Source organism: Hyphomonadaceae bacterium ML37, assembly GCA_027627685.1.
GTDB lineage: Bacteria > Pseudomonadota > Alphaproteobacteria > Caulobacterales > Maricaulaceae > Oceanicaulis.
The window spans coordinates 2,800,034-2,815,017 of record CP091241.1; the positions used below are offsets into that span (position 1 = coordinate 2,800,034).

The following is a 14,984-nucleotide window of genomic DNA, read 5'->3' on the forward strand; positions in this document are numbered from 1 at the left end:
AGATCAGCGACCGTGCGCGTCGCGCAGGGCGGTCATGTGCTCCATGGCGCGTGGTTTGCCCTTGCCGCCATTGAACTTGTATTCCTGAGTACCCGCATGGACGACGGTGTCGGTGTCCAGAAGCGCGGTGGTGGCGTAGGTGAAGCCGGCGGGCAGGCGCTGGTAGATCGGCCCGAAATCGCGCCCGGCTGTGGCCTTGTGCAGGGCTTCAAGCGAGTCGATGACGAAATACGTGTCCTGGAAATCGCTGATCACATAGTCGGTGCGCATCACCCGGTCGACATTGAGCGCAATGCGGTGCGGGCTGTCGGAGTAGAGCGAGAACAATGTCTCGTCCGGCGAGGACAAAATGCCCGCGCCATAGATGCGCAGGCCGTTATCCTCCTGGATCAGGCCGAACTCCACCGTATACCAGTAGATCGCGCCGAAATTCTTCAGACGGTTATGCTCGATCGCGCGCCGCCCACCCTTGCCATAGGCGGCGATATAGTCGGCGAAGAACGGATCCATGAGCATGGGCACATGGCCGAACACGTCGTGGAAAATGTCCGGCTCCTGCAGATAGAACAGGTCATCCTCCACCCGCTCATAGGCGATGTGCTCGGGCGCGCGCCCCTCATTGGCCTTGCGCACCCTGGATGTCTTAGGCTTGCCGCCGCGGATGAAGGCGCCGGCGGGAAAGCGCCGGTTCTCCAGATGCCAGAAGAAGACGTTGTCTGGGATCAGTTCGGGCACCGCCACCACGGTCCAGCCGGTGGCGGGCTCCAGCACCTTGTTGAGGTCGGCAAACTCCGGAATGCCGTCCTTCATGGCGCCTTCAAGGGCGTTGAAGCCCTTCATGAAGTCACTGCAGGCGCGGCCGGGCAGCATTTTGCGCTGGTTTTCGAACAGGAGCCGCCAGCGGTGATGCTCGGCCTCGGTATAGCGCGGCTGGCGGGCGAGCAGCCAGCTGTCGGCATCGAAGTCGTCAGCGCCCAGCGTGTAGCCTTCGGGGCGTTTAGCGTAGCGGTGCATGGCGCCGCCGGGACCCTCAAGCCCCTCGCCGGCGTCCTGCAGCAGCGGATCGAAATAGGCGTCCCCCATGCCCGGGATGGACTGGGCGCGCGCGTGTCCTGCGATGTCGTCGGCCATGGCTTGAACCTTGTCCTGCGTATCCGCCTCCTTCTAGCATGGGCGTGCGGGCGCCTGCCAGAAACGGGCGCCGTAGCCCGGAGCGCCCCATGACCACCGCCTTCGCCTTCAAGACCGTGCCGCACATATTGTTCGAGCCCGGCGCCAGCGCCCGTCTGGCGCAGACCGCGGCCCCCGCACTCAAGGGCGCGCGGCGCATTCTGTTCGTCACCGATGCCGGGGTGCGCAGTGCGGGCCTGTGCGACGGCGCGCTGGCGGGACTGGCCGAGGCGGGGCTCGACGTGCTGGTCCATGACCAGATCATACCCGACCCGCCCGAGCAGACGGTGTTTGACGCCGTGCAGGCCGGACGTGAATTCGGGGCGCAGGCGGTGATCGGGTTTGGCGGCGGCAGCCCCATGGACACCGCCAAAGTGGTCGCCGTGCTGCTGTCAGGCGAGCAGGCCCTGAGGGAAATGTATGGCGTGCAACAGGTGCGCGCGAGCCGCCCGCCCCTGATCCTTCTGCCCACCACGGCCGGCACGGGATCGGAGGTGACCAATGTGGCCGTGCTCACCACCGGCGCCACCTCCAAGCGCGGCATCGCGGCCGATGCGCTCTATGCCGACATGGCGATCCTGGACCCGGATCTGACGCTGGGCCTGCCGCGCCACCCCACCGCCTATACCGGCATTGACGCCATGGTCCACGCCATCGAGGCCTTCACCAACAAGCGCGCCAAGAACCCGGTGTCCGACGCTCTGGCGCTGGCGGCGCTCAAAAAACTGCACGGGTCGATCCTGCGCGCCTGCGCTGACGGGTCCGACAGGGACGCACGCGGCGACATGTTGCTGGGCGCCATGCTGGCCGGCCAGGCCTTCTCCAACTCCCCTTGCGCGGGCGTGCACGCCATGGCCTATCCGCTCGGCGGCATGTTCCACGTGCCCCACGGCTTGTCCAACGCCGTCGTCCTGCCGCCCGTGCTGCGCTTCAACGCCCCGGCGGCGGAGCGGCTGTATGCAGAGATCGCCGCCCATCTGGGCCTGCACGCGTCCTCCGACGGCCTGATCGAAGAGATGGACCGCATCGCGGCGGAGGTGGGCATAGAGCGGCGCCTGACAGAGCTCGGGATCAGCCACAACCACATCCCGGCCATGGCCGCGGACGTGGCTGCCAATGACCGGCTCCTGCCGAACAATCCGCGCGAGATGGACTATGCCTCCATCGTGGCGATGTTTGAGGAAATTCTGTAAGCAAGGAATATAATACATTAGATCATTAATAATGGAAGAAATACCGACATTAGACTATCACAGGTCAGATGAATTTGGCCCGACGTTGCTCGCCTTCGGCCATTTTATCGTTGATTGGAATTGGGCTGAGCAGATGTTCAATGCCCTCCTGTGGCAGTTTTCTAGCGATATGAATGTTGGTGCCGCCTTTTCGTTGGGCCTTGGAAACCAAACACGTGCAGAGACCCTTCTAACGTTGGCAAGCCGGAGCAAAGCGCCGGATGACATTGTGGAGCTCGTTAAATTCGCTGCAAAAGCGTTCAATCGCCTGAGAAGCAACCGCAACGTTCTAGTTCACGCTCATTCAATTACAAAAGAAGCAGACGGACAATTTATGTGGACTCGCGCCTCGAAGAGCCCGAAGCATACACACCTCTATGTTTTGGCGAGCGAAAAAGATGTGATTGATAATTTATATGCAACCGGCGCGTTGGCTACCTTGTGCGTAGGCTTGGGAATTTACTTCAATCCTAACGCTGAAGAGAAAAGCTTTCCGTCTGGAGACGAAATGTTTGAAATTCCTAGGCTATTAGAATCAAAGCCGCTAAATTTTGAGCTGCCACAAGAAAACAACGATGAAAATTAGCAAGGTGTTACAATAGGGCTTCTCGCCATGACCCACCGCAGCCGCGCCTCCCGCGCCGACTTTCCCGTCTTCGAACCCATTGAGACGCGCTGGGCCGATAATGACGCCTATGGCCATGTGAACAACGTGGTCTTCTACGCCTTTTTCGACACTGCCGTGAACCGGCGCCTGGCGCGGGCCGGCCTGCTGGACATCACCGGCGGGGAGACGATCGGCCTCGTAGTGGAAACCGGCTGCCGCTACCACGCGTCCGCCGCCTTCCCCGAGCCGCTGGAGGCTGGCGTGAGGGTGGCGCACATCGGGACCAGCTCGGTGCGCTATGAACTGGCGATTTTCCGAACCGGCGAAGACGCGGCCATCGCCGAGGGGTTCTTCGTGCATGTTTATGTGGGCCGCGAGAGCCGGCGGCCCGCGCCCCTGCCTGAAAACTGGCGCGCGGTGTTGTCGGGCTGGATGTCCGTAGAATCCGGGGCTTAGCGAGAAAACCCCGCGACGCGATAAAAAATTATTGTAAGGCAGAAATTTCTTGTTATAAGACGGCATGGTCTTTCGGAGATGACACATGACCGCTGACAATCAAATGCGCAACCTCGGACGGGCGATGGAAGTGGGGGGCTATCTCGCCCTCATGCTCTGCCTCATTCATGCCGCCATACATCTGGCCGAGCGGGTCTCGGCTGGGCCTGTCGGAGCGGAGGGAGGGCTCGGCATGCTCAACGCGGTCCTGCTGGGCTTTGTTGACGCCATGCCGCTGCTCTTCCTGATCAACGGGCTGGCGGCGATGGCCGCTCTCGGCGCCGCCTATGGGCGCGGGGAAATGTTCTCCGCCCAGAACGCCAAGCGCATCCGCAGCTTTGGCGAGGCGCTGGTCTGGGCGGCGGCGGCGGTGATCGTGATCCAGCCCACCCTGCTGGACTGGATCGGCGGCGGATCGCGCGGGTTCGAGGTCAACATCGATGCCGCCGGACTGGCACTCGCCGCCGGGGGCATATTCACCACGGCCATGGCCTACGCCATGCAGCACGCCCACGCGCTCCAAACGGAGCATGACAGCTTTGTCTGAGCCAGGCGCAGACAGCGAGCCGCCCGCCATTGTCGTCACGCTCGACATCATGCTGGCGCGGCGCAAGATGAAGGCGAAGGATCTGGCCGCGCAGATCGGCATTACCGAGGCCAATCTGTCTCTACTGCGCTCGGGGAAGGTGAAGGGCGTGCGCTTTGACACGCTCGCCCGGCTCTGCGCCGCGCTGGAGTGCCGCCCCGGTGATCTGCTGGACGTGCAGGGGCGGCAGGACTGACCGCTCTGCTCCTAACGCCCCGCCAGGATCGCGTCCACCAGCACGCCCGCCCCATGACGCACCGGATCGGTCGCTGGCAGGCCGGTTTCGCGCCTGGCAGCTTCCAGCGCGGCTTCGGCGGCGTCGGGCGACAGCGCGCCCGTGTTGACGCTCACCGCCGCGGCGCGCACAGCCGGATTATTGATGCGGGCTGCCGCGAGATGGGCTTCCAGCGTCGCGGTGAGGCTGGGCAAAGCTCGGTGGTGCATCCCGCGGATATGGGCGCGACCCGCCTCGTGGCACAGCACCAGCACATCGGGCTGGGCGCCGAGCACGAGGCCCAGCGTGACCTGACCGAAGAAGGGATGCAGCACGCTGGCCTGCCCCTCGATCACGTCCCAGTGGCCGTCAGCGTTGGCCGGGGCCAGCATCTCAACCGCTCCCGACACGAAATCGGCGGGGATCGCATCAATGGCGACCCCCTGCCCCGCGATCAGCACCCCGGTCTGACCGGTGGCGCGGAAAGTGGCGTTGAGGCCGCGCGCCCGCATCTCCTGCGCGACGGCCAGCGCCGTGTACTTTTTGCCGATATTGCAATCGGTCCCGGCCATCAGCACGCGCTTGCCGGAGCGCTTCTCTCCCGTGCCCAGCTTGATGGGCGGACCCGACCAGTGGCGCACATCATGAAGCTGCCTGCCCAGCCGGTCTGCGGTCTCCTTGAGAACCGGGAACGAGCTCAGGCGCTGGTGCAGGCCGCTGGCGATGTCGAGCCCGGCTTCCAGCGCCTGGCGCAGCGGCTCGATCCAGCGCTCGGGCAGTATGCCGCCGCGATTGGCGATGCCGATGAGCACGGTGCGCGCGCCCGCCGCCACGGCCGCCTCGTAGTCCATGTCGGGAATGCCCAGGTCCAGCTCGCAGCCGGGCAGACGGAATTGGCCCGCCACCTGTTCGGGGCGCCAGTACAGCACGCCCTGGGCGGTCTTCACACCGACTTCGCGGTCGGCATCGCCCAGAAACACCAGATAGGGCAGCGCGATCATGACAATGTCTCTCCCATGCCGCCCCACACGCCGGCCGGCACTGGCGACAGCCGGCCCTGATCGTCCAGCGCCATCGGGGCGATGTCCTCAGCCAGCCAGACCGGCCCGTCCACATCCACGAAATCGGCGTCCTGGGCCAGGATCAGCGCCGGGGCGATGGCCCGCACGCCGCAGATCATGCAGCCCACAAACACGCCCCTGCCCAGCGCCCGCAGGCGCGCGCGCATCTCCAGCCCATGGGTTAGCCCGCCGCACTTGTCGAGCTTGATATTGATGACGTCATAGCGCCTCGCCGCCCGGTCGAGCTCGGCCATGGATTGGCAGCTTTCATCGCCGCACAGCGGCAAGGGCGAGCGGAAATCGTCCAGCTGATTGTCCTGATCAGGCGGCAAAGGCTGTTCAAGCAGTTTGAAACCCAGCCCCGCGAGCTCATGGGCGTGGTGGGGCAAGTCCTCGCGCGTCCAGCCGCAATTGGCGTCGGCGATCAGCACCGCATCCGGCGCGCCCCGGCGTACGGCGGCGGCGCGCGCGCCGTCCAGCCCGTCACGCCGGCCGAGCTTGACCTTCAGGAGCGGCCGGTGCGCCGCGTCGCGCGCCTGCTCTTCCATGGCGTCCGGCGTGTCGAGCGAGATGGTGAAGGCGGTGACGACAGGATGGATCGGGCCAGAAAGCCCGCACAGCGCGGCGACACTGGTGTCGGCCCGGCGCGCTTCCATATCCCACAACGCCGCATCCAGCGCCGCACGCGCGCCGCCCGGCGGCAGCAGACTCATGAGGCGCATGCGGTCGGCGCCCGCCTCGATCGCGCTGCGCACGCCCTCAATCTCCGACATCAGGGTCTGCGCGGTCTCGCCGCGATAGCTCACCCCCACCGCTTCGCCATAGCCCACATCACTGCCCTGGCTGATGGTGACGGACACCGACGCCTGTTCGGTGCGCGCGCCGGTGGCGATCACGAAGGGCCGCTTCAGACGCCGGGTTATGATGCTGGCCTGCAGGTGGCGCACGGCGGTGGGCCCTTTCGCACAACTGATTTGCGCCTGCGTTTGTAACGGCTTGGCCGGGCTCTGGCGAGACGGCGCGTTACACGCTGGCGCGCACGGCCTTGGTCACCTGGTCCTGACGCTCCCCGGCCAGATAGGCGTCCATGGGCAGCGACACGACGCGCGCCATGGCCCGCTCCGTCACGGGCAGGCCGCCCGGCGCCAACGGGCAGCGCTGATAGGGTTCCTGCACGTGCATGGGGACGGGGTAGTACACCGCCGTGGGCACGCCCTTCTCGGCCAGCGCAGCGCGGAACTTGTCGCGGTCATCGACCTCGATCGTGTACTGCGCCCAGGTCGACACCCCGCCCTCAATCACCACCGGCGTCTTCACCACGTCAGAGAGCGCGGCGGCATAAGCGTCGGCGGCGACGTTGCGGTGGATGATCTCGTCAGGGAAAATCTCCAGCTTTTCCAGGAGGATCGCCGCCTGGATCGTATCGAGGCGCGAGTTCAGACCGATGCGGTCATAGGCGTAGCGCTCGGCGCCCTGGCCATGATTGCGCAGCGAGGCGAACAGGGCGGCCAGTTCATCATCATTGGTCACCACCGCCCCGCCATCGCCATAACAGCCCAGCGGCTTGGCCGGGTAGAAGCTGATGGTCGCCACGTCCGCCCATCGGGCCGGGTGATAGTCATTGAGCGTGCAGCCAAAGCCTTGCGCGCTGTCGGAAATGAGCTTCAGCCCGTGGGCGCTGGTGATGGCGCTGAGCGCGGGATAGTCCGCCGCCTGGCCGAACAGATCCACAGCGATCACCGCGCGCGGGGTCAGCGCGCCTTCGCGTTTCACCGCATCAATGGCGCGCTCCAGGCTTGCCGGGTCCATGCAGTAGGTGTCGGGATCGATATCCACGAACACGGCTGTCCCGCCCGCCAGCGCAACCACTTCAGCGGTAGAGGCGAAGGTGAAGCTGGGCACGAACACCGCATCGCCCTTGCCGATCTTCCACGCCATCAACGGCAAAAGGATCGCATCGGTGCCATTGGCGCAGGTCAGGGCGTGGCGCGTCTCGCCAAACGCCTTGAGCCGGGCTTCCAGCTCGGTGACTTCGGGCCCCAGAATATATTTGCCCTCCTCGATCACCTTGGCGATGGCGGCGTCGAGCCGGTCCTGAATGCGGGCGCGCTGGGCGGCCAGATCAATAAAGGGAATCATGCGGGCGGTCATCCTGTTGCGAGGCGGGGCACGGCGGGGCGTATAGCCCCGCGCGCACGAGCGCTTAAGTCACGTTTCATTGCCTTATTCGACAGTCACCGATTTGGCGAGGTTGCGCGGCTGGTCCACGTCCGTGCCCTTGTGCACCGCTGTAAGATAGGCGATCAGCTGCACCGCCACGGCCATGACGATAGGCGTCGCCAGCCGGCCCGCAGCGGGCGTCACCAGCGTCAGCGCGCTCTGGTCAGCCAGCTCTGCTTCGCCTTGCGGATCGGTCACAGCGATCACCCGGGCGCCGCGGGCGCGCACCTGCTCGATGGAGGAGCGGGTCTTGTCGAACAAGACGTCCATGGGCGCCAGCACGATCACCGCCACGCCTTCTTCGATCAGCGCGATGGGGCCGTGCTTGAGCTCGCCGGCGGCATAGCCTTCAGCGTGGATATAGCTGATCTCCTTGAGCTTCAGCGCGCCTTCCAGCGCCAGCGGGAACAGGGAGTTGCGCCCCAGGAAGAGCACGATGTCGCTGCGGGCGAGATCCAGCGCGAGCGCGTCCACGCCCTGACGCAGGCTCAACGCCTCGCCCATCAGGCGCGGCGCGGCGGAGAGATCAGCGATGGCGCCCTGCACCGCCTTCGCATCCATGCGACCACGCTGGGCGCCCGCCGCGATGGACAGAGCCGCCAGCGCGGCGAGCTGACAGGTGAAGGCCTTGGTGGAGGCTACGCCGATCTCCGGCCCGGCCAGCGTCGGCAGCACGATATCGGCCTCGCGCGCCATGGTGGAATGGGCGGTATTGGTCAGGGCGATGGTCACAAGCCCCGCCGCCTTGCACAAGCGCAGGGCTTCGAGCGTGTCGGCGGTCTCGCCTGACTGGGATATGAAAAGGGCTGCGTCGCCCGGTGAGAACGCCGGGTCGCGATAGCGGAACTCTGACGCGATATCGACTTCGGTGGGAAGCCCGGCGAGGCTTTCGAACCAGTAGCGCGCGACCATGCCAGCATAGGCCGCCGTGCCGCACGCCACGATCAGCAGCCGGTTCATGCCGGCGAAATTCACCGCGGCGGGCAGATTAACCGCGCCCTCGGCGAGATTGACGTAAGCGGCGATCGTGCGGCCGACGACTTCGGGCTGTTCGTGGATTTCCTTTTCCATGAAGTGGCGGAACGGACCCTTGTCCACGCGCCCGAACGCGCCAGGGCCGGCGGCCTGTTTGCGCTGGGCGGGGCGGCCCCGGGCATCGCGCACATCCGCCGCGCCCGGCCCCACTACCACCGTATCGCCGTCTTCCAGATAGATCAGCGTCGCCGCATCCTCTGGCAACGCCATGGCGTCCGAGGCGATATAGCCTGTGCCCGGCCCCAGCGCGGCCAGCAGGGGCGCAGCCTTGCGCGCGCCGAACACCAGACCCGGTGCGGTTTTGCTGACAGCGGCCAGCGCAAAGGCGCCCTGCAGCCGGTCGACCGCCGCGCGCCAGGCGTCATGGGGATCGCCGTGGGCGTCCAGCGCCGCGTCGAGCAGATGGGCGACGACTTCTGAATCGGTGTCGGAGAGAAACACCCGGCCCTCGCCCGCCAGTTCGGCCTTGAGCGCGGCATGGTTCTCGATAATGCCATTATGGACCAGCGCCACCCGTCCGGCGCGGTGGGGGTGGGCGTTGCGTTCTTCCGCCGCGCCATGGGTCGCCCAGCGCGTGTGGGCGATGCCGCTGAGGCCCGCCAGCCCGCCGCGCGCCGTCAGCTTGTCTGACAGCGCCGCGACCTTGCCCGCAGCGCGTTCGACAGCGAGCCCGCCATCCGGGCCGGCGACGCACACGCCCGCCGAGTCATAGCCGCGATATTCCAGCCGGCGCAGGCCTTCCACGAGCACGTCTGCCGCATCCGCCCGCCCCGACACACCGACAATGCCACACATTGAAAACGCCTCCCGCAGCGGTCCGGACCCGGACCGGTTATAGTCAGCCCTGCACGCCGGGCGCCAGAGACCCCGCATCGACAAATCATTTCAGTTCATGACATGAGGAAGCTCGACATTGCACCGCGGCGCACCCCCGCCTAGAACGCGAATCATGACCGCCTCCGGCCCGGACCCGATTGACACCGCCGCGCGCTTCGCCATCGCCATGCCGGTGGGGGCGTGGCATCCGCTGTTGCCGGCTGCTCTCGACAGCGTGGCGCGGCAGGACACAGGCGTCGAGATCGCCTTTCTGGATGCGTCAGGCGATGGGCGCGTCGCCGCCGCGGCGGACGCTAGCGAGCTTGAGTTCGCCTACCGGCGCACCGGGCCGGACGCAGGCCAGGCCGCCGCCATCGCGGAAGGATGGGCGCACACGCGCGCGCCGATCCTGGGCTGGCTGAATGCGGACGATCTGCTGGTTCCCGGCGCCCTCGCCGCCGTGTCGCAAGCCTTTGACGCTGATCCTGACACCGGCGTCGTGCATGGCGGATCGGACTTCATCGACGAAACCGGGCGCGTCATCGGCGTGCACGACCATGTGGATGAAGCCGGACCGCTGCTCTACCGCTCCAATTTGATCTCCCAGCCCTCATGCTTTGTGCGCCGCGCCATTGTGGAGGCGGCTGGCGGAATTGATGAATCGCTGGTCTACACCATGGACTGGGAGCTCTGGGTGCGTCTGTACGCCGCCGGGGTCCGGTTCGCGCGCATCGACCGGACGCTGTCACACGTCTACATGGGGTCAGGAACTAAAACGGCCGACATCAGTGCGCGCCGCCTCACCGAAATCGCCCGGCTGGTACATCGTCATGCCGGACTGTGGAACGCCGTCAAATCAACCGCATCCTTCGCCTTGCACCCCATCCGGAGCCGCTGATGTCCGCCGCCGCGACACGCCCCCGCTTCTCCATCGTGACGCCGAACTGGAATGGACGGGCTTATCTGCGCCCCTGCCTGGATTCAGTGCTGGAGCAAAATTATCCGGAGCTGGAATACATCGTCGTGGACGGGGCGAGCACGGATGGGTCCCGGCTGCTCATAGAGGAATACCGCGACCGGCTCTCCACCATTATCTGCGAGCCCGATAACGGGCATGCCGATGCGCTGAACAAGGGCTTCGCCGCGTCCACCGGCGAGCTGATGGGCTGGATCAACTCCGATGATGTGATCCTGCCCGGCACGCTGTCCTTTGTCGCGCGGCTGTTTGAAATGCGGCCCGATATCGAATGGATCACCGGGCGCCCCTCCAGTATGAATTCCGACGGCGTGATCGAGTGGATGGGGCAGACAAGGCCCTGGTCGCGCCTGCGATTCCTGGCCGGCGACAATCAGTGGATCCAGCAGGAATCCACCTTCTGGCGGCGCAGCCTGTGGGAGCGCGCCGGCAGCCGTCTGGATACGGACTTTCGCCTGGCCAACGATTTCGAGCTGTGGTGCCGATTCTTCCGGCATGCGGAGCTTCATACAGTCGACCGGCATCTGGGCTGCTTCCGGGTCCGGCCCGGCCAACGGTCCATTGTCTTCAAGACGCGTTATGAGAGCGAGGCAAAGGATGTTCTGGCCCGCGAGCTGGACGCGGTGGAGCCGACTTTCCGCGACGCTTTCGGCGCTTTCTTGCCGGACGCACCAGTCACGCTGGATGACGAGACGCGGCTGGCGCGCAATGCCGAGCTGTCGGCCTGCGATCCGCCGATCATCCGCCCGGCCAGCCTGAACCCGCGCGGGCGCAGCTCGCGCACCGCCCCCCTCGACACCCGCGCCTTCGACGGCGCGCTGGAGCGTGCGCGCGCGCCCAGCCTGCTGGAGCGCTTCGCCGGGGTTCATACCGGGCAGCGTTGCTTCATCATGGGCAATGGCCCGTCGCTGAACCGGACCGATCTGGAGCTGCTGGAAGGCGAAACGGTCTTCGCGTGCAATTCCGCCTTCCTCCTGTTTGACCGGATCAACTGGCGCCCGACCTATTACACCTGTGTGGATTCGCGCGTGCTGCCGGATCGCGCCGGCGACATCCAGGCGATGCTGGCGCAAAATCCGTCCATAACAGCCTTCTTTCCCGCCGAGGTGCAGGAGCATGTGGGGGAGAAGCGGCGCTACCCCACACGCGCGATCCTGCCCTCGGCGCGCAACCGCTTCTATTTCCGCGAAGCCTACGGCACTCTGGAGAACCTGCCCGAGTCCATGTTCTCCCCCGATATCGACCAGCATGTGATACAGCCGCGCACCGTCACGATCACCATGCTGCAGATCGCCGCTTATATGGGCTTTTCGGAGATTTACCTGATCGGCTGCGACACGCGCTACACAGTGCCCGCGACCGTCGATGAGGAAGATGGCGAGGGCCTGGCGCTGGTCTCGACGCGCGACGATGACGCCAATCATTTCGATCCGGCCTATTTCGGCAAGGGCCGCAAATGGCATGCCCCAAAAGTCGAGCTGATGGTGGAGCACTACCGCATCGCCCGCGATGCACTGGAGGCGCGCGGCATTAAAGTGTTCGACGCCACAGTCGACGGCGCGCTGGACGTATTTGACAAGGTTGAGTTCAGCGCGCTGTTCGATCCGGACGCTCAGGTCATCATCAAGGCGCGCGCCGCCGCCGCCCCGGCGGCCGATCAGGCGGCCGGGCCGCGCGGCATGGACGCCTTGATCAACCGGGCGCCCGCGTCCTTTCGCCAGCCTCTCCTGTCGCTGTGGCGCAATCGCCGCTTCGCCGCCGCGGTACTGGTGATGACGGCCATCGGAGCGGTCGTGGTGGCGAGCCCGCCCGTTGAACCCTTCCGCCTGTGGATATGGCCGCTGGCCCTGTTTGCCGCCGGGTTTATCTTCACCGGCGCCGTGGCGATCAAATCGCGCCGGCTGCTGATGGAAGCGCACCGGCAGCTGGCGGACCTGCACCGGCGCGAAGCATCACGTGAGCTGCGCTATATCGAACTGGATTCCCAGCTGGAGGATGCGCGCGCACGGCTAGAAGAGCTGGAAGCTGACCGTCCGGATACGGACTAGGCTTCGCTCAGCCCAATCCTGAACAGCCCGCCCGCCAGCGCCTGACCCTCCAGGCCGATGGAGGCCGAGGTGACATAGATGTCGCCGTCTGCGAAGGCGAGGCTGGTGGGGCGCGCCACCGGCATCTCGATGCGGGCCATGAGCACGCCGTCCGGGTCATACCGGTCGATCCGCCAGCCGTCCCAGAACGCAATCCAGAGACAGCCGTCCGCATCGGTCTCCATACCGTCCGGATAGCCATCGCCGTCCCCGAACTGCGCGAAGACCCGCTTGTTGGAGAAGCCCGAGCCGCCGCCGTCCAGATCAGCGATAAACACGGTCTGGCGCGCAGAATCCGTGAGATAGGCCCGCCCGCGCGCCGCATCGAAGGCCGGACCATTGGTGACGCGGTAGCCCGTTTCCAGACATCGCGACGTCCCGTCCGGATCGAGCCGCCACCACGCGCCGGATGCGATAGCTTCAGCATCATCCATGGTCCCGGCCCAGAAACTGCCGTCCGGGGCGCGCTTGCCGTCATTGAAGCGATTGCCGGGCGTCGCGGCCTCGGGCTGACAGACCGGCTCCACCTCAATGGCTCCGCCATCCGAGGGCAGAGTCAGCCGGGCGAAGCCCGATTTCATGGCCGCGAGCAGCCGCCCGTCAGGCTCGATCAGGAATGAGCCCACCGGTTCCGGCGCGGGCCAGCTGGTCTTGTGGCCGCCCGCCGGCTCATACCGGTGCAGCGCGGGCGCCTTGATATCGGTCCACCAGAGCGCCTGCCCGTCCCAGACCGGGCCCTCGCCCAGAATGGCCCGGGCGTCCCACACGCACTCAGGCGTCCCGATCCGCAGCCCAGCGCTCATACCGGATCATGCAGGCGCGACAGCACGCCCCCGTCGAGCCAGAAGGTCGTGCCCGTTGCGAACGCAGCTGCAGGCGAGGCGAGAAACACTGCCACCTGCGCCGCCTCTTCCGGGGCGCCAATGCGATTGAGGGGGTGGCAGGCTTCCAGCTCCTGGAACGCTTCCTCGCGCCCCTCGAACCCGGCCATCAGCATGGGGGTGGCGATGGCGGCGGGCGCCAGGCAGGTGACGCGCACCCGCGCACCCAGATCCACCGCCAGCGCCCGCGTCAGGCCATGCAGCGCCGCTTTGGACGTGGCGTAGGCGGCAAATTCCGGCTTGGTCGCCTGGGCGTGCACGCTGCCAATATTGATCACGCAGCCGCGCGCGGCCTCGAGCTCGGGCAGGAAGGTCTGCACCAGGCGGAAGGGCGCGGTGAGATTGACGTTCATAGTGCGCCGCCAGGCGTCCATGGACAGCGTGTCCACTGGCGCGAGGATCTGTGCGGCGGCGTTATTGACCAGCACCGTCAGCTGCGCACCGTCCAGCGCGCCGCGCACGGCATGCGCGAACGTCTCCAGCGCGGCGCCGTCCTCGGCGATGCGGTTGAGGTCGGCCTCCACGAAGGCGTCGCATACATCGCCCTCAGCGGGCGTGCGCCCGGTGCCGATCACGCGGTAACCCGCGGCCCTGAACGCTGCGCCCAGCGCGGTTCCGATCCCGCCCGAAATCCCGGTGACGAGCGCGGCCTGCATCAGCCGCCAGCCTGCTTGACGCCCAGGAAGTCGAACATGTGGCCAATGGCCTGCAGGCTGACCCGGCGCACCGCGTCCTCGGTATTGGAGGCGTTGTGCGAGCCGAATATGCAGCGGTCATAGGTGCGCAGCACATTGTCCGGGGCCAGCGGTTCGATCTCGAACACGTCCAGCGCCGCCGAGTGAATGCGCCCTGATTCCAGACCCGCCAGCAGGGCGGTTTCCTTGACCACCGGCCCGCGGCCCACATTAACGATGCGCACGCCCGGCTTCACCCGCGCCAGCATATCCTCGTTGAACATATGGCGGGTGTGGGCGTTGAGCGGAGCGGTGAAGACCAGGAAGTCGCACGCCTCCACGCCCTCGGGCCAGGGCTTGTTCTCCACCTGGTGGCCCTCCAGCGGGCGGAAGGCGGGATCATAGGCGATGATGTGCATCTCGGCGGCCAGAAGGCGCAGGGCGGTGTTGCGGCCGATATCGCCAAACCCGATCACGCCGGCTGTGCGTCCGGCCAGCGAAATGCCGCGCGGCTTGGGCCAGGTCTTGTTGAGGCGGATTTCCCGGTCGATGTAATAGCTCTCGCGCGCCAGCCCGTTGACATAGTTGACCGCCAGATCGGCGACCTCGCGCCCGAACACGCCCGGCGTGTTCACTGCGGGCAGGTTGAGACGCTTGGCGGCGGCGAAGTCCACATTGTCGACGCCCACACCCCATTTCACGATGGCTTTGAGATTGCCCGCCGCGCCGGCTTCCAGCACGCGGGCGCTGGCCGGGTCATCGCCAATAATCCAGCCGTCAAAGCCGGGCAGGAGGGCGATCAGCTCGTCCTCTGACAGGGTCTGGACGACCTTGGGCGCCTCCAACTCGACACCGCTTTTGGCGAAGACCGGACGAAACTCATCAATCATGCCCAGCATGGGCGGGCAGGTGACCAGAACGCGCATGAGC

General features: G+C 66.1%; 15 protein-coding genes. 7 read left to right on the forward strand and 8 right to left on the reverse strand.

All coding sequences use genetic code 11. From position 1 onward, the window contains the following. Positions 1 to 3 precede the first annotated feature (3 nt). Positions 4 to 1,131 carry a phenylalanine 4-monooxygenase gene (locus L2D01_13820; protein ID WBQ09949.1) on the reverse strand — a complete coding sequence of 376 codons (1,128 nt, stop codon included), beginning with the start codon at positions 1,129 to 1,131 and terminating at the stop codon, positions 4 to 6. 89 nt (positions 1,132 to 1,220) lie between these two features. Between L2D01_13820 and L2D01_13825 the strand changes: the two genes are divergently transcribed. From L2D01_13825 to L2D01_13845, 5 genes are all read left to right on the forward strand, one after another. Then, positions 1,221 to 2,363 carry an iron-containing alcohol dehydrogenase gene (locus L2D01_13825; protein ID WBQ09950.1) on the forward strand — a complete coding sequence of 381 codons (1,143 nt, stop codon included), beginning with the start codon at positions 1,221 to 1,223 and terminating at the stop codon, positions 2,361 to 2,363. 31 nt (positions 2,364 to 2,394) lie between these two features. Then, positions 2,395 to 2,988, forward strand: a complete 594-nt coding sequence (locus tag L2D01_13830) for a hypothetical protein (GenBank protein WBQ09951.1) — start codon at positions 2,395 to 2,397, stop codon at positions 2,986 to 2,988. Between the two features lie 27 nt (positions 2,989 to 3,015). Continuing rightward, on the forward strand, positions 3,016 to 3,465 hold the full coding sequence (locus tag L2D01_13835; protein ID WBQ09952.1) for an acyl-CoA thioesterase: 450 nt from the start codon (positions 3,016 to 3,018) through the stop codon (positions 3,463 to 3,465). Positions 3,466 to 3,550: 85 nt separating this feature from the next. After that, positions 3,551 to 4,051 (forward strand): DUF2975 domain-containing protein, encoded by a 501-nt coding sequence (locus L2D01_13840; GenBank protein ID WBQ09953.1) that lies wholly within the window; start codon positions 3,551 to 3,553, stop codon positions 4,049 to 4,051. Beyond that, positions 4,035 to 4,286 carry a helix-turn-helix transcriptional regulator gene (locus tag L2D01_13845; GenBank protein ID WBQ09954.1) on the forward strand — a complete coding sequence of 84 codons (252 nt, stop codon included), beginning with the start codon at positions 4,035 to 4,037 and terminating at the stop codon, positions 4,284 to 4,286. The genes L2D01_13840 and L2D01_13845 overlap by 17 nt, the downstream gene beginning before the upstream one ends. Before the next feature lie 11 nt (positions 4,287 to 4,297). Here L2D01_13845 and L2D01_13850 read toward each other — a convergent pair whose 3' ends face one another. The 4 genes from L2D01_13850 to glmS all read right to left on the reverse strand — a co-directional run bounded on the left by L2D01_13850 (position 4,298) and on the right by glmS (position 9,415). Then, positions 4,298 to 5,305, reverse strand: a complete 1,008-nt coding sequence (locus L2D01_13850; GenBank protein WBQ09955.1) for a DUF1611 domain-containing protein — start codon at positions 5,303 to 5,305, stop codon at positions 4,298 to 4,300. Continuing rightward, positions 5,302 to 6,312 carry a dipeptide epimerase gene (locus L2D01_13855; GenBank protein WBQ09956.1) on the reverse strand — a complete coding sequence of 337 codons (1,011 nt, stop codon included), beginning with the start codon at positions 6,310 to 6,312 and terminating at the stop codon, positions 5,302 to 5,304. The genes L2D01_13850 and L2D01_13855 overlap by 4 nt, the downstream gene beginning before the upstream one ends. A 76-nt stretch (positions 6,313 to 6,388) precedes the next feature. Continuing rightward, the gene (locus tag L2D01_13860) at positions 6,389 to 7,504 is read right to left on the reverse strand and encodes a DegT/DnrJ/EryC1/StrS aminotransferase family protein (GenBank protein ID WBQ09957.1); all 1,116 of its coding nucleotides are present in this window, start codon (positions 7,502 to 7,504) and stop codon (positions 6,389 to 6,391) included. Between the two features lie 84 nt (positions 7,505 to 7,588). Beyond that, on the reverse strand, positions 7,589 to 9,415 hold the full coding sequence (gene glmS / locus L2D01_13865; GenBank protein WBQ09958.1) for a glutamine--fructose-6-phosphate transaminase (isomerizing): 1,827 nt from the start codon (positions 9,413 to 9,415) through the stop codon (positions 7,589 to 7,591). Positions 9,416 to 9,569: 154 nt separating this feature from the next. On the opposite strand from glmS, the gene L2D01_13870 reads away from it, so the two are divergent. Further along, the gene (locus L2D01_13870; protein WBQ09959.1) at positions 9,570 to 10,334 is read left to right on the forward strand and encodes a glycosyltransferase; all 765 of its coding nucleotides are present in this window, start codon (positions 9,570 to 9,572) and stop codon (positions 10,332 to 10,334) included. After that, the gene (locus tag L2D01_13875; GenBank protein ID WBQ09960.1) at positions 10,334 to 12,460 is read left to right on the forward strand and encodes a glycosyltransferase; all 2,127 of its coding nucleotides are present in this window, start codon (positions 10,334 to 10,336) and stop codon (positions 12,458 to 12,460) included. Before L2D01_13870 ends, L2D01_13875 begins: the two co-directional genes overlap by 1 nt. On the opposite strand, the gene L2D01_13880 is transcribed toward L2D01_13875, so the two are convergent. From L2D01_13880 to L2D01_13890, 3 genes are read right to left on the reverse strand one after another with little or no spacing between them, the layout of a single operon-like run. After that, on the reverse strand, positions 12,457 to 13,302 hold the full coding sequence (locus L2D01_13880; protein WBQ09961.1) for an SMP-30/gluconolactonase/LRE family protein: 846 nt from the start codon (positions 13,300 to 13,302) through the stop codon (positions 12,457 to 12,459). The genes L2D01_13875 and L2D01_13880 overlap by 4 nt on opposite strands. Further along, entirely contained in the window at positions 13,299 to 14,036 is a 738-nt protein-coding gene (locus tag L2D01_13885) for an SDR family oxidoreductase (GenBank protein ID WBQ09962.1), read from the reverse strand. The genes L2D01_13880 and L2D01_13885 overlap by 4 nt, the downstream gene beginning before the upstream one ends. Next, entirely contained in the window at positions 14,036 to 14,980 is a 945-nt protein-coding gene (locus L2D01_13890; GenBank protein ID WBQ09963.1) for a phosphoglycerate dehydrogenase, read from the reverse strand. Before L2D01_13890 ends, L2D01_13885 begins: the two co-directional genes overlap by 1 nt. Positions 14,981 to 14,984 lie beyond the last annotated feature (4 nt).

Excerpts from the sequence above, each read along its gene's own strand:
- L2D01_13890 (WBQ09963.1), bottom strand. The coding sequence starts at position 14,980 with ATGCGCGTTCTGGTCACCTGCCCGCCCATGCTGGGCATGATTGATGAG.
- L2D01_13875 (WBQ09960.1), top strand. The coding sequence starts at position 10,334 with ATGTCCGCCGCCGCGACACGCCCCCGCTTCTCCATCGTGACGCCGAAC.
- L2D01_13825 (WBQ09950.1), top strand. The coding sequence starts at position 1,221 with ATGACCACCGCCTTCGCCTTCAAGACCGTGCCGCACATATTGTTCGAG.
- L2D01_13845 (WBQ09954.1), top strand. The coding sequence starts at position 4,035 with ATGACAGCTTTGTCTGAGCCAGGCGCAGACAGCGAGCCGCCCGCCATT.
- L2D01_13835 (WBQ09952.1), top strand. The coding sequence starts at position 3,016 with ATGACCCACCGCAGCCGCGCCTCCCGCGCCGACTTTCCCGTCTTCGAA.
- L2D01_13830 (WBQ09951.1), top strand. The coding sequence starts at position 2,395 with ATGGAAGAAATACCGACATTAGACTATCACAGGTCAGATGAATTTGGC.
- L2D01_13870 (WBQ09959.1), top strand. The coding sequence starts at position 9,570 with ATGACCGCCTCCGGCCCGGACCCGATTGACACCGCCGCGCGCTTCGCC.
- L2D01_13880 (WBQ09961.1), bottom strand. The coding sequence starts at position 13,302 with ATGAGCGCTGGGCTGCGGATCGGGACGCCTGAGTGCGTGTGGGACGCC.
- L2D01_13860 (WBQ09957.1), bottom strand. The coding sequence starts at position 7,504 with ATGATTCCCTTTATTGATCTGGCCGCCCAGCGCGCCCGCATTCAGGAC.
- glmS (WBQ09958.1), bottom strand. The coding sequence starts at position 9,415 with ATGTGTGGCATTGTCGGTGTGTCGGGGCGGGCGGATGCGGCAGACGTG.
- L2D01_13850 (WBQ09955.1), bottom strand. The coding sequence starts at position 5,305 with ATGATCGCGCTGCCCTATCTGGTGTTTCTGGGCGATGCCGACCGCGAA.
- L2D01_13840 (WBQ09953.1), top strand. The coding sequence starts at position 3,551 with ATGACCGCTGACAATCAAATGCGCAACCTCGGACGGGCGATGGAAGTG.
- L2D01_13820 (WBQ09949.1), bottom strand. The coding sequence starts at position 1,131 with ATGGCCGACGACATCGCAGGACACGCGCGCGCCCAGTCCATCCCGGGC.
- L2D01_13885 (WBQ09962.1), bottom strand. The coding sequence starts at position 14,036 with ATGCAGGCCGCGCTCGTCACCGGGATTTCGGGCGGGATCGGAACCGCG.